The organism is Paenarthrobacter sp. CC6 (assembly GCF_040560085.1).
In the GTDB taxonomy this organism is placed as follows: domain Bacteria; phylum Actinomycetota; class Actinomycetes; order Actinomycetales; family Micrococcaceae; genus Arthrobacter; species Arthrobacter nicotinovorans.
The window spans coordinates 144,594-157,968 of the sequence record NZ_JARDAN010000007.1 but is presented as its reverse complement, the minus strand read 5'-3'; the positions used below and the strand labels follow the sequence as shown (position 1 = coordinate 157,968).

General features: G+C 65.1%; 13 protein-coding genes. 5 read left to right on the top strand and 8 right to left on the bottom strand.

Annotated features, from left to right (window positions below):
• Positions 1-6: 6 nt before the first annotated feature.
• Positions 7-816 (top strand): ABC transporter permease, encoded by an 810-nt coding sequence (locus PV760_RS07575; RefSeq protein ID WP_354627483.1) that lies wholly within the window; start codon positions 7-9, stop codon positions 814-816.
• Entirely contained in the window at positions 813-1,883 is a 1,071-nt protein-coding gene (locus PV760_RS07570) for a sulfate/molybdate ABC transporter ATP-binding protein (RefSeq protein WP_354627482.1), read from the top strand. The genes PV760_RS07575 and PV760_RS07570 overlap by 4 nt, the downstream gene beginning before the upstream one ends.
• Before the next feature lie 177 nt (positions 1,884-2,060).
• Here PV760_RS07570 and PV760_RS07565 read toward each other — a convergent pair whose 3' ends face one another.
• The gene (locus PV760_RS07565; protein ID WP_055972618.1) at positions 2,061-2,678 is read right to left on the bottom strand and encodes a pyridoxamine 5'-phosphate oxidase family protein; all 618 of its coding nucleotides are present in this window, start codon (positions 2,676-2,678) and stop codon (positions 2,061-2,063) included.
• A 137-nt stretch (positions 2,679-2,815) separates the two neighbouring features.
• On the opposite strand from PV760_RS07565, the gene clpB reads away from it, so the two are divergent.
• The gene (gene clpB / locus PV760_RS07560) at positions 2,816-5,473 is read left to right on the top strand and encodes an ATP-dependent chaperone ClpB (protein ID WP_354627481.1); all 2,658 of its coding nucleotides are present in this window, start codon (positions 2,816-2,818) and stop codon (positions 5,471-5,473) included.
• 12 nt (positions 5,474-5,485) lie between these two features.
• Here the strand turns inward: clpB and PV760_RS07555 are convergent, their stop codons facing one another.
• Complete coding sequence (locus tag PV760_RS07555) at positions 5,486-6,433, bottom strand: septum formation family protein (protein ID WP_354627480.1); 948 nt, start codon at positions 6,431-6,433, stop codon at positions 5,486-5,488.
• A 244-nt stretch (positions 6,434-6,677) separates the two neighbouring features.
• Here PV760_RS07555 and PV760_RS07550 point away from each other — a divergent pair, with 244 nt between their 5' ends.
• A complete protein-coding gene (locus tag PV760_RS07550) occupies positions 6,678-6,902 on the top strand; it encodes a DUF3073 domain-containing protein (protein ID WP_018778327.1) in 225 nt (74 codons plus the stop codon).
• A 248-nt stretch (positions 6,903-7,150) separates the two neighbouring features.
• A complete protein-coding gene (locus PV760_RS07545) occupies positions 7,151-7,921 on the top strand; it encodes a VOC family protein (RefSeq protein ID WP_354627479.1) in 771 nt (256 codons plus the stop codon).
• A gap of 204 nt (positions 7,922-8,125) precedes the next feature.
• On the opposite strand, the gene purM is transcribed toward PV760_RS07545, so the two are convergent.
• The 6 genes from purM to PV760_RS07515 all read right to left on the bottom strand — a co-directional run bounded on the left by purM (position 8,126) and on the right by PV760_RS07515 (position 13,305).
• Positions 8,126-9,274, bottom strand: coding sequence for a phosphoribosylformylglycinamidine cyclo-ligase (purM, locus tag PV760_RS07540; protein WP_055972608.1), 1,149 nt, complete (start codon positions 9,272-9,274; stop codon positions 8,126-8,128).
• Positions 9,271-10,902: an amidophosphoribosyltransferase gene (purF, locus tag PV760_RS07535; protein ID WP_055972604.1), complete on the bottom strand. Its 1,632-nt coding sequence runs from the start codon at positions 10,900-10,902 to the stop codon at positions 9,271-9,273. Before purF ends, purM begins: the two co-directional genes overlap by 4 nt.
• Before the next feature lie 146 nt (positions 10,903-11,048).
• Positions 11,049-11,381, bottom strand: coding sequence for a hypothetical protein (locus tag PV760_RS07530; protein WP_039242993.1), 333 nt, complete (start codon positions 11,379-11,381; stop codon positions 11,049-11,051).
• A 91-nt stretch (positions 11,382-11,472) separates the two neighbouring features.
• Positions 11,473-11,814 (bottom strand): hydroxyisourate hydrolase, encoded by a 342-nt coding sequence (gene uraH / locus PV760_RS07525; RefSeq protein ID WP_018778721.1) that lies wholly within the window; start codon positions 11,812-11,814, stop codon positions 11,473-11,475.
• Positions 11,811-12,320 carry a 2-oxo-4-hydroxy-4-carboxy-5-ureidoimidazoline decarboxylase gene (gene uraD, locus PV760_RS07520; protein WP_018778722.1) on the bottom strand — a complete coding sequence of 170 codons (510 nt, stop codon included), beginning with the start codon at positions 12,318-12,320 and terminating at the stop codon, positions 11,811-11,813. The genes uraH and uraD overlap by 4 nt, the downstream gene beginning before the upstream one ends.
• 154 nt (positions 12,321-12,474) lie before the next feature.
• Positions 12,475-13,305, bottom strand: a complete 831-nt coding sequence (locus tag PV760_RS07515; protein ID WP_354627478.1) for a phosphatase PAP2 family protein — start codon at positions 13,303-13,305, stop codon at positions 12,475-12,477.
• Positions 13,306-13,375: the final 70 nt, after the last annotated feature.

The window sequence follows — 13,375 nt, the reverse complement described above, 5'->3', positions numbered from 1 at the left end:
GAGAGCATGAAGACCACCACCGGCTACCATGGCGTCCCCCGATGGATCTATGCCGTGGCAGCAGCGGGCGGCCTCCTGGTGGTCCTTCCGCTGGCGGCCATGCTGCTGCGCGTCAACTGGCCGCAGTTCGTTCCCCTGATCACCTCGGAGTCTTCCCTGGCCGCGTTGGGCCTGAGCCTGCGGACCTCTGCCGCCAGCACGGCCCTCTGCATCGTGTTGGGCGTGCCGCTGGCGCTGGTGCTGGCACGCGGCGAGTTCCCCGGCCAGAAACTCCTGAGGTCCTTCGTCCTGTTGCCGCTGGTGCTGCCGCCGGTGGTTGGGGGCATCGCGCTGCTGTATACCTTTGGCCGTCAGGGCCTGCTGGGGAAGTCGCTGGAGACGGCCGGCGTCCAGATCGCGTTTTCGACCACTGCGGTGGTCCTGGCGCAGACCTTCGTAGCCCTGCCCTTCCTGGTGGTCAGTTTGGAGGGTGCCTTGAGGTCGGCAGGAAACCGGTATGAAGCCGTGGCTGCGACGCTCGGGGCGAAACCCACCACCGTCCTTCGCCGCGTCACCCTTCCGTTGGTCCTGCCGGGGCTGGCATCGGGCGCTGTGTTGTCGTTCGCGCGCAGCTTGGGGGAGTTCGGAGCTACCCTGACGTTTGCGGGCAGCCTGGAAGGCGTCACGCGCACCCTGCCGCTGGAAATCTACTTGCAGCGCGAGACCGACGCCGACTCCGCCGTCGCGCTGTCCCTTGTCCTGGTGGCGGTGGCGGTCGCGGTGGTGGGGCTCAGTTACGGCGGCCGTCGGCGCGCGGCTGCGGCGGTCCAGGCATGAGCTTCGAACTGCGGGCCAGCCTCCGTGCCCGGAACTTCGACATGTCGCTCGGCCTCGCTGACGGTGAAACCGTGGCCATCCTCGGTCCCAACGGGGCGGGCAAATCAACGTTGTTGGGCGTGATCGCCGGGCTGTTGCGGCCCGATTCCGGCTCGGCCAGGATTGCCGGGCGGCAGTTATTCAACCTCGACGCCGGCACCCACCATTGGGACGCGCCCCACCTGCGCGGTACGGCGCTTCTGGCCCAGGAAGCGCTGCTGTTCCCGCACCTGAGCGTGGTGGACAATGTGGCGTTCGGCCCCCGCAGTGCCGGTGCATCCAAAGCTGCGGCCCGGGAAACTGCGCAGCGTTGGCTGGCGGAGGTTGACGCTTCGTCCCTCGCCGACAGGAAGCCTGCCCAGCTCTCCGGAGGCCAGGCGCAGCGGGTTGCCGTGGCTCGAGCCTTGGCCGCCGAGCCGGAACTACTGCTGCTCGACGAACCCATGGCTGCCCTGGACATCCACGCTGCACCGCTGCTGCGCCGTGTGCTCAAACGCGTGTTGAAGGACCGGAAGGCCATCATCGTCACGCACGATGTCCTGGACGCCTACATGCTGGCAGACCGTGTGGTGGTGGTGGAAAACGGCCGGATCGTCGAAGAAGGTCCCACGCGCCAGGTCCTTGAACGGCCCAGGAGCCACTTTGCCGCCGGGCTCGCCGGACTGAACCTCGTCGGCGGTACTCTGGGCCGAGAGGGAATCACGACGCCGGATGGCCGGGTTTTCGCTGGACAGCACGATCCCGACTGGTCACCCGTTCCCGGCCAGGCAGGCGTGGCGGCGTTCCCGCCGTCGAGCGTTTCCGTTTTTCTCGGCGATGTCCACGGAAGCCCGCGTAACTCCTATGCGGTGACCATCACCGACCTTGAGCCGCACGGCGACCAGGTCCGGGTGCGCGCCAGCGCCGGCACCGACGGCGCGTTGTCCGCCGACATCACGCCTGCAGCTTCCGCAGACCTCGGCCTTGCCCCCGGGATGGAGGTGCGGTTCGTGGTGAAGTCCGCGCTGGTGTCGGTCTACCCGGCGTGAGTCTTAGTCCCGGCTTCAACCGACGGAGACTGTCGGCGCTGCGCCGACGGCCCCCGCGCCCGTTTGGATTCCACGCCGGCACGTCCTCCCGGAGAAACAGGGCACGGCCTGCACGTGTCTGTGGGCACAACAACATTGGCCCTACGTGCGCAGGGCAAGCACAGGACAGATTCTCTGTTACTCCCGGTACATCCGCTCCGCATAGGACGGCCCGTAGTAGGTCTCGAGATCTTCCAGCGGCGTCTCCGGCTGCGTGTACGCCTGGGCGAGCACCGCGATGCTAGGAAGGTCTTCGGATTCCCACGTTTCCGGCTGCCACAGGCCGCTGCGCATGAAGGCCTTGCCGCAGTGCGTGAACACTTCCTCCACCGAAACCACGACGGCGGCACGCGGCCGGTGCCCCTTGACCACCATCTGATCGAAGAAGTCGGCGTCACGCACAATCCGAGCTGTGCCGTTGATTCGCAGGGTGTCCGTCCGGCCGGGCACCACGGAGAGGATGCCGACGTTGGGGTTCTCCAGGATGTTGTGGAAACCGAAAGCGAGCTTGTTGCCCGGGCGCTCGGGGATGGCGATGGTGTGCTCGTCCAGGACGTGGATGAAGCCGGCCGGGTCCCCTTTGGGCGAGGCGTCCACGCGGCCGTTCGCGTCCGTCGTCGAGAGGACGCAGAAGGGGCTGGCAGCCAGCCATTGGCGGTCGAATTCACTGAGCGCGGTGCGGACCTTCTTACGCACGCGCTCAAGGGGCAATCCGATCAGGGCTTCGAGTTCATCAGCGGTGGAAATGGTGTCCATGCCCCCAGCCTAACCGGGCAGCTATGGACACTGGTTTCGCCGTGGGCAAACATGGAAGCAATGACCACGAAATCAAACTTGAGCGTAGTAGACTCAACTTTGAAAGTATTGGTCACACTCCAGAAAGGGAGCACTCTTTGGACGTCAAATTCACTACCAAAAGCCAGGAGGCCCTTTCTGCGGCCGCCATGAACGCCTCAACGGCCGGGAACCCCCAGCTGGAGCCGGCGCACCTGCTCAAAGCCCTCATGGACCAGCGGGAGGGTGTTGCCGTGGCTCTTCTGCGTGCCACTGGCGCTGATCCTGATGCGGTGAGCGTGCAGGCGAGCTCGGCCATCAAGGCACTGCCGTCGTCGTCGGGCACCTCGGTGCAGCAGGCACAGCTGTCCCGCCAGTCCATGCAGGCCATCCAGGCAGCACAGAACGAGGCCGACAAACTCGGCGATTCCTTCGTCTCCACCGAGCACCTGCTGCTGGGGCTCTCCGCCGGAAGTGACGCCGTCGGGAAGTTAATGCGCGACGCCGGTGCCTCCCATGAGGCGCTGCTCGCCGCCCTGCCCGGTGTCCGGGGTGACCGGAAGGTCGACTCCCCGGATCCCGAAAACACCTTCCAGGCCTTGGAGAAGTTCGGCACGGACCTGACAGCCGTGGCCCGGTCGGGCAAGCTGGACCCCGTCATCGGGCGCGACAGCGAGATCCGGCGCGTGGTTCAGGTGCTGAGCCGCCGCACCAAGAACAACCCGGTGCTGATCGGTGAGCCCGGCGTCGGCAAGACCGCCGTCGTCGAGGGCCTCGCCCAGCGCATGGTGGCCGGCGACGTCCCTGAGAGCCTGCGCGGCAAGACCCTCATCGCCCTGGACCTCGCCTCCATGGTGGCCGGTGCCAAGTATCGCGGCGAATTCGAGGAACGGCTCAAGGCTGTGCTCGAGGAGATCAAGAACAGCAACGGGCAGATCGTCACGTTCATCGACGAAATCCACACAGTAGTGGGCGCCGGAGCCACCGGCGAAAGCGCCATGGATGCCGGCAACATGCTCAAGCCCATGCTGGCCCGCGGCGAACTGCGGCTCATCGGTGCCACCACCCTTGACGAGTACCGCGAGAACATCGAGAAGGACCCGGCCCTGGAACGCCGCTTCCAGCAGGTTTACGTGGGCGAGCCCAGCGTCGAGGACACCATCGGCATTCTCCGCGGCCTCAAGGAACGCTACGAGGCACACCACAAGGTCGCCATCGCAGACTCAGCCCTGGTTGCTGCGGCCACGCTGTCCAACCGCTACATTTCGGGTCGGCAGCTGCCTGACAAAGCCATCGACCTCGTGGACGAGGCTGCGTCCCGGCTCCGCATGGAGATCGATTCCGCCCCGGAAGAGATCGACCAGCTCCGCCGCGCCGTCGACCGTTTGACCATGGAGGAACTGGCGCTCCAGAACGAGACCGACCCCGCCTCCGTCGAGCGGCTCGCCGCAATCCGCGCCGACATGGCGGACAAGAAGGAAGAACTCAACGCGCTCAACGCCCGTTGGGAGGCTGAGAAGGCCGGGCTGAACCGCGTGGGTGACCTGAAGGCCAAGATCGACGAGCTGCGTTCGGCCGCCGACAAGCACCAACGCGAAGGCGACCTCGAATCGGCGTCGCGGATCCTGTACGGCGAACTGCCCGCACTGGAACGTGAGTTGAGCGCCGCAGCCGAGGAAGAGTCTGCCCGCGGCGGTTCGAAGCCCGAGCTGATGGTGGCGGAAGATGTCACCGCCGACGACATTGCCGAGGTCATTTCGGCCTGGACAGGTATCCCCGCCGGCCGCATGCTCCAAGGCGAGTCCCAGAAGCTGCTCCACATGGAAGAAGAGCTGGGCAAGCGGCTCATCGGACAGAGCAAGGCAGTGCAGGCCGTTTCCGATGCTGTGCGGCGTGCCCGTGCCGGCATCAGCGACCCCAACCGCCCCACCGGTTCGTTCCTGTTCCTGGGTCCCACCGGCGTCGGTAAGACGGAGCTGGCCAAAGCCTTGGCCGGCTTCCTCTTCGACGACGAACGCGCCATGATCCGGATCGACATGTCCGAGTACAGCGAGAAGCACGCCGTGGCCCGCCTGGTCGGTGCCCCTCCGGGATACGTTGGCTACGAAGAAGGCGGCCAGCTCACCGAGGCCGTGCGTCGCCGCCCGTATTCCGTGGTTCTGTTGGACGAAGTCGAAAAGGCCCACCCCGAGGTCTTCGACATCCTCCTGCAGGTTCTCGACGACGGTCGCCTCACCGATGGCCAGGGCCGCACCGTGGACTTCCGCAACACCATCCTGGTGCTGACGTCCAACTCGGGAAGCCAGTTCCTGGTGGACCCGTCGCTGGACGCCAAAGCCAAGCGCGACGCCGTCATGGCCGTGGTCCAGGCATCCTTCAAGCCGGAGTTCCTGAACCGCCTGGACGAGATCGTGCTGTTCGATCCGCTGTCCGTTGAGGAACTCGCAAGGATCGTCGAGCTGCATGTGGCCGAGCTGGGCAACCGTCTCCGCGATCGCCGCCTCAGCCTCGAGGTGACCGACGGCGCCCGCGCCTGGCTCGCGATGTCCGGCTACGATCCCGCGTACGGCGCCCGGCCGCTGCGTCGCCTGGTCCAGCGCGAGATCGGTGACCGCCTGGCCAAGGAGATCCTGGCAGGGGAGATCAGCGACGGCGACACCGTACTGGTCGATACCGCGGCTGATGTGGACGAACTCACCATCGAGGGTTTTGAGGCGCTCTCAAACCCCGACGGCGGTGCCCCCGCAGGCACGGGCCTCACCGTCCGCAGGAAGTAAGGCCGTCCGGCGCTACTTGTCGAGGAGGTTTTCCTTGATGGTGTTGCCGGAGTCCACCACGATGAAGCAATCAACGCGGCGGTCGCCCCTATCCCAGCTGGTGCTGCTGGGGTACACGTTCTGCTGGAGCAGGATGTAGTTGGCGGCCGCTTTGTTGAGCTTCACTGTTTTACATACTTCCCTGCCCTTGTCCCGCAAAGCGGTGGCGCCGGGGAAGGACTCGTCGGCTCCGTAGCTGAAGACTGCGCCGAGCTGGGCCGAGTGTTCTGTTCCGCACTCCACGGCCCTGGCTTCAGTGGCTTTGGGGTCGAAGCTGGCGAAGCAGTCGCCTACCTGGAAATCCTTGGCGTTCGTGTCGCGGGGAAGGGGTCCGGGGGTGGACGTCGCGCTGGGGCTTGCCACGGAGGCTTCGGGGCGGGTGCCGAGAAGGTTAAGCAGGACCCAGATCACCACCCCGATCAGGACCAGGACACCGAGCACGATTCCACCAATGACAAGGCGCTGACGCTTGATCGGATCGCCGTGCTGCTCGGGCTGCCACTCCTGGCCCATGCCCGGCTCGTGGCCTGGGTAGGGCTGGGTTTGGTAGGGCTGTCCCGCCGTGGGCTGCTGGGGCGGATATGGTTGCTGCCACGGGTAGTGCGGGTCCGTGCCGGTGGGCGCTTCAGCAGCCGCTGAAACGTCGCTGTGAGCAGGGTCGGGAGCGTCGCCGTCGGTGGCTGCGGTAGCCTCGCCGCTTTCCGGTGGCAGCGCGGGGTCCGGCTGCTCGCTCGGATTCGGTACGAAGTCAGGATCAAGCTCGGGTGCGGGATCCGGCTGGAGGCCTGATGGTGTCGTCAGTGGGGCCGAGTGCGGCTGCTCACCGGAAGCCGGGGGAGGTGTTTCGGGCGTGGGGGATGACCCCTCTTTGCCTTGATCGTGTGGCGAACCATCACGCGGTGAGGTGTTGTCCTGGCTCATATTCCGGGGTGTGCCTTTCCTGCTGTGGAGCCGCATTGAGGCCGACTCTACCCAATTTTCGGCGGGCTTGGAGTTCTCTGCCGTTGGTTTTGGCGGTGTTGGCCCCGGACTCGGGGTTGGAGTGGCGCACAGGCACCCCTGAAAGCATGTAATCTAGACATACGACAAATTGACCAAACATTCCGGGGCCTCACCGATAGCCAAGGTGACCACCTCCGGTCCAAGTACAAAAGGGGGTCACGCCATGGGGCGCGGCCGTCAAAAGGCAAAAGCTACCAAGCAGGCTCGGGACATCAAGTACTACTCCCCGAACACTGACTATTCGGCACTTGAGCGGGAGCTCACGGGTCCGTCCAGTCGTGTCAAGAGCCACTTCCCCGACGATCCCCCGGAGCCGGACTATTCGGCCTACGAGGACAAGTACGCGGAAGATGATGACGACGAGGTAGACACCCGCCGTATCGTATAGCTGTCGCAACCAACAGGTGCCGCTGGCACTGAGTTGCGTACCGCCGTCGTACATAAGGTCATCGCGCATCCCCGGATGCCGTACATCTTTTGAAAAGGGCCCTCAGGGCACGCCGCTCATTGGCGTACCCTGGGGGCCCTTTTCTGCGTAGGCTGGAGTTTCCAGCGCAGCATGCGTTGGGTCAACTATCCCGCAGCTGAGTCGGCCAATGAGCCGCGCACAGATGGAAGCAGGAGTACACAGGCACCATGACCACCCGAAACCATTACGCCAGCGGAGAGCCGTGTTGGGCGGACCTGCAGACCAGGGACGTCGCGGCGGCAAAGGATTTCTACCAGCGCGTTTTCGGCTGGACGTACAAGGACCTGCCCACCCCCGATGGACGCAGTTACTCCCAGGCCTTCGTGAAGGACCAGTTGGTGGCAGTGATCGCTCCGCAGAACTCCATGCAGGAAGCGGCCGGAACCCGCGGCCAATGGAACATCTACCTCGCTGCCACGGACACTGAGGAAGTGGCCGAGGATGCTGCCCATGCCGGCGGGAAGCTCCAGTTCGGGCCGGAGGCTGTCGCGGATACCGGGGTACTGGCGTTCATCGAGGCCGCAGGTGGCGGAACCACCGGTATTTGGCAGGCCGGAACGCACCTCGGCAGCCACCTCTACAACGAACCCGGAGCGCTGGCCTGGGCTGAACTCCTGACGCACGAGCCCCAGGCCGCCGTCGGATTCCTCCAGCAGCTGTTCGGATACGAGGTCACCGAATACCCCCAGGACGACGGCGGCAGCTACCGCACGCTGATGGTGAACGGTGAGGAAGTGGCTGGCGTGGTCCCTGCCGGAGAGGGCGAGGAAGCCGGATGGCAGGTGTACTTCGGAGTGGACGATGTCCGCAAAGCCGCCGATGCAGCTGTTGCCGCCGGGGGAGAGCTGCTGGTTGAACCCGATGCCCGGCCGGAGGCGGGGTCGCTCGCTACCATCCAGGATCCGCAGGGCGGTGTGCTGAGCCTGATCCAGGTGTGAAGCACAGCGGGCCGTGGCCATTGATGACGCGCATATTCACTGAGGCCGCGGACATGGACTGACGCTGCCCGGATGTGGGTGTCGGCCGTCCGGATCCTTGGCACCAACGAATATGGGTGTCGCCAGTGACAGCCCACAGGCTATAAAAAGAGCGGCCGGGCAGTTGAGACTGCCCGGCCGCTCCTTTATAAGGCGATTTGCCGCTTAGGCGTAGGCGTTCACCAAACGGACAGCGCCGCCGTCGACGCCCTTGGCACCCTGGACGTAGTCCGGGCCGGTCTTGTCGATCGAGTCGCTGTCAGCCGAAACGGTGCCCATGATCCAGGACGGCAGGCCGCGGTCGTTCAGGCGGGCCACGGCGGCGTCTGCTGCTTCGGCGGAAACGATGGCCACCATGCCCACACCGAGGTTCAGCGTGCGCTCAAGGTCGGCCAGCGGGACGTTGCCGAGCTCTGAGACCAGCTTGAAGATGGCCGGGAGTTCCCAGGTGTTGCGGTCCACCGTGGCGACGAGGCCCTGCGGGAGGACGCGTGCCAGGTTGGCAGCGAGGCCACCACCGGTGACGTGGCTAAAGCCGTGAACGGCGTTGGCCGAGTGCACCGGGAAGGCGCGGGCCAGGTCCAGGCAGTCAGCTGCGTAGACGCGGGTGGGCTCCAGGAGCTCTTCGCCCAGCGTGCGGCCGAGCTCGGAAACCTGGCGGTCCAGTGCCCAACCGGCGTGGTTGATGACGCGGCGGACCAGGGAGTAGCCGTTGGAGTGCAGGCCCGAGGAAGCCATGCCGATCACGACATCGCCGGCACGGACGCGGTCCGGGCCGAGCAGCGCGTCAGCCTCGACGACACCGGTGGCGGCACCTGCGACGTCGTACTCGTGCTCGCCCAGCAGGCCCGGGTGCTCAGCGGTTTCGCCACCCACCAGGGCGGTACCGGCCACGGAGCACGCAGCAGCGATGCCACGGACGATGTCCGCGATGCGCTCGGGCACAACCTTGCCGCAGGCGATGTAGTCCGTCATGTACAGCGGTTCTGCACCGACAACGACGATATCGTCCACGACCATGCCCACGAGGTCGAAACCGATGGTGTCGTGGATGTCCATGGCCTGCGCGATGGCAACCTTGGTGCCGACACCGTCCGTGGACGTGGCCAGCAGCGGCTTCTTGAAGGTGAGCAGCTTGGAGACGTCGTACAGGCCGGCAAAACCGCCGACGCCGCCAATCACCGACGAGTTGTGTGTCGCCTTGACAGCGTCCTTCATTAGTTCGACGGCGCGGTCTCCCGCTTCGACGTCGACACCGGCCGAAGCGTAGGTGATGCCGGCGTTGTTCTCAGCGGCGGGGGTTGCGGAGGTCATACAGACTCTTTCTTGTCGGCGTCGGTCAAACGATCAGCGTCGGTCAGCAAATTCTCGAATTCGGCGTCAGGCCCGGGATCGCAGCCTGTCGCGCCCGGCTTCTCGGCCGGATCCTCGGAAGCGTCCACCGAATCGGCCTCGGCAGCCGGTTCCAGTCCGCCAAGATCGGTCCGTTCCAGCAGGTTCTTGCCGAGCTTGTCCGCGTGCGGCAGTTCGATCGGGTACTTGCCGGTGAAGCATGCCGTGCAGAGGCGTTCGCGCGGCTGCTGGGTGGCGCCGATCATGCCGTCTTCGGAGATGTAGGCCAGCGAGTCAGCGCCGATGGCCTGGGAGATCTCCTCGATGGTGGCGCCGTTGGCGATGAGCTCCGCGCGGGAGGCGAAGTCGATGCCGTAGAAGCAGGGCCACTGGACCGGGGGAGAGGAAATCTTGACGTGTACCTCAGCGGCGCCGGCTTCACGGAGCATGCGTACAATGGCGCGCTGGGTGTTGCCGCGGACGATCGAGTCATCCACCACCACAATGCGCTTGCCGCGGATCACGGATTCCAAAGCGTTGAGCTTGAGCCGGATACCGAGCTGGCGCAGGGTCTGCGAAGGCTGGATGAACGTACGGCCCACGTAGGCGTTCTTGACGAAGCCGTGCGCGAACGGGATCCCGGACTGCTCGGCATAGCCAACAGCGGCGGGGGTACCGGACTCCGGAACCGGGATCACGAGGTCAGCCTCGTGCGTGTTTTCGCGGGCCAGCTGGCGACCCATTTCAACGCGGGCCTCGTACACGGAGCGGCCGGCAATGGCAGCATCCGGGCGGGCGAGGTAGACGTATTCGAAGACACAGCCGGCAGGGGTTGCCTCGGCGAAACGCTGGGAGCGGACGCCGTCCTCGTCGATCGCGATGAATTCGCCGGGCTCGATCTCGCGGATAAAGCTCGCACCAACGGTCGCCAGACCGGCCTGCTCGGAAGCGACAACCCAGCCGCGTTCCAGGCGGCCCAAGCACAGCGGGCGGATGCCGTAGGTATCGCGGGCTGCGTAGAGGGTTCCTTCATCCATGAAGACGAAGCAGAAACCACCCTTGATCTTGGGCAGCAGCTCCAGTGCGGTCTGCTCCAGGGTCTTGCCCTCTTCGCCCTCAAGGAGAGCGGTCACCAGTGCGGTGTCGGAGGTGTTGCCCTGCTTCATTTCACCGGTCAGCTGGCCGTCGTTGCGCTCAAGGATCATTTCCCGGAGCTCAGCGGTGTTGGTCAGGTTGCCGTTGTGGGCCAGGGCAACCGTACCGGTTGCCGTCGCACCGAGGGTCGGCTGCGCGTTGGCCCAGTGGCTTGCACCGGTGGTGGAGTACCGGCAGTGGCCTACGGCCAGGTGCCCGGTGAGGGTGTTGAGGGTCGTCTCGTCGAAGACCTGGGACACAAGGCCCATGTCTTTGTAGACGTTGATGCGCTTGCCGTCACTGGTAGCAATACCAGCCGATTCTTGTCCGCGGTGCTGCAGCGCATACAGCCCGTAATAGGTGAGTTTTGCTACTTCTTCACCGGGAGCCCAAACCCCGAAGACGCCACAAGCGTCCTGGGGGCCTTTTTCGCCGGGGAGAAGATCATGAGAAAGTTTTCCGTCGCCACGTGCCACTGGTCGATTGTCTCATGTTGTGGCCGTGGTACGTTCCCCCGATTCCTATATGACCCCGCGAAGGGGCAAAGATCAGGCGTGTCCGGCCGAAAATGCGGTGTGTCTCACAGTGGCTCCCCTCAAAAGAGGCGGGCCGGGCGCCCGACTTAGCGGACGTCGTCGTTCTCGGGTCCTTCGTCCGGAACCGAATCCGGGACGGCTTCGACGACGGCCCGCTCGGAGCGCTTGACGCTGACGCGGTCCAGGATCAGGGCCAGGACCGAGAAGAGGATGACGCCGCCGCCGGCGCAGACGATCAGGAAGAAGCCAAAGACCGTGCCGGCATCGAAGGCGGGGTCGGCCGGGCGGCCGTAGGCGATGATTGCGGCCACGATCGCGCCCACCACCGCGCCCAAAATCATGAAGGGAACGAACTTGGGTGCCCGGCGAACGGTGATTTCGCGGCGGGCGGTGTTGGGGGTGGTGTCCTCTGAAGCCATGTCTTCAAGCGTACCGTTCCTCGCCGATGCGACAGTTGATGCCAATGTTCGCGGGGAACATTGGCATCAACTGTCACATCGGCTGGGCGGGTTAGCTGCCGCGGTACGTCGAGAACGCGAACGGGCTCAGCAGCAGGGGCACGTGGTAGTGCTCGCCGGCGTCGGAAACTGTGAAGTGGAGGTCCACTTCCGGGAAGAACGTCTCCGTGCCCAGACCTTCGTAGTAGGCACCTGTGGCGAAGTTCAGGCGGTAGGCGCCACCGGGAATCCGCTCGGGGCCCAGGTTCTTGATCCGGCCGTCGGCGTCGGTTTCGCCCTTGCCCACCAAGGTCCAGTCGTCGCCGTCGCGGACGTAAAGCACGACGGCGACACCCGTCGCCGGGCGGCCGGAACCGGTGTCCAGAATGTGTGTGGTGACTTGTGAAACGCTCATGCGTTGACTCCTTCGCTGATCAGTCCGGAGAGCCGCAGCAGTGCGATCTCCCGCAGCTGGCCGGCCACGATTGTGTCTTCTTCTTCGGGGGTGTGGGTGAGGCGTTCCTGGAGGGCGGCGAGCATCTCCTGTGCGCTGCGGCCTGCAGCACGGATCAGGAAGACCCTGTCGAACTTCTCCTCGTACGCGCGGTTGCCTTCGGCCAGCGCTGCTGTTGTCTGGCTGTCACCCGGGTCCACACCGGCCTGCTCCGAACGCGACATCGCGGCTTCGGTGGTTTGGGCCTTGGGTCGTTCACCGATCCGTGGGTGGTGGGCCATGGCTGACTCCACTTCGGCAGGGGTGAACGGCTCGGCGGCGCGCTGGGCCTGTCCCAGGAGTTCGTCGACGTTGGCGTAGGGGCGCGCGTCAACGATGGTTTCCACCCAGCGGCTGATGTCCAGGCAGGGGGTCAAGGTCTTGATGGCCTCGTCCCGGTCAGCCGTGTTGAATACTGCAAGCTCCATGCTTGTCATCCTCGTGCAAAATGCTGGCATCCATGGTGTGGGCTATGCGGAACTCCCGCTTTATCGGGAGGAAGTCTGGTGCTTCAAGCTTCCGCATCATGGAACTGTTATTTCAGCATACGTAATTCAGTTAAGCCGAGCGGCCCGCCCGGTGTCAAGAGACTACCTCGCGATGACGCCGCGTGCGCACTGTCAGGTAGAGCCGATGCGCAGTGATGACCAAGGCCAACCAGGCGATGCCGATGGCCCACGCGGCCAGAACGTCGGTCAGCCAGTGATGGCCAAGATAGACGCGGCTCAAGCCCATGGTGAAGGCGAAGGCTGCCGCCACGACCACCGTGACCACCCGTGCCCGCGTGGTGTTGAGCCGCAGGATGATCAGGTATGCCACGATGCCTGCGATCACGATCGAGTTCAGGGAGTGTCCGCTGGGGAAGGAGGCTGAATGCTCATAGGGCGGAATTGCGTCGGCTTGGTCGGGGCGGGTCCGGCCGAAGATCGGCTTGCCCAGGATGGTGATCACCAGGGAGCCCAAGCCAGCGGAGAGCATCAGGATGACGGGCGTCCATGAGCGGCGCCGTGTGGCCAGGAAGATCATGATGCCCACGGCAATGATGGGCATGCCCACAGTGCCGCCGATATTTGTGTAGGCCGTGATGGCCGCGTCTACAGCGGGGGACCGGACCGACTTGGCAGCATCCAGAACGGGGTGGTCGAAGCCTGCGACCCCATCCGCTTCGGTCACTGACTCATACACTTCGCCGAACGCCCAGGCCAACGTCAGGGTGACGCCCAGGCCCACCGCCAGGGTGATGATGAGTGCGGCATATGGGCCCAGGAGTCCGGTGACCCATTCGGCGCCCCGGGCCAACGTCCGGCCGGCGGGGGACTTCCAGCGCGTCAGGTCCTGTCCGGCAACGAAGCGGTCCTGGTGCACCTCGCCCCGGATGCCCTTTTCTGCGGGCCCGTTTCCTTCAGTCGTCACTTGCGTCCCCTATCGTGGCGGCTTCGGTATTGGTGAGTAACCTTAGCAGTTTGGATTCGGGGGAAGCTGG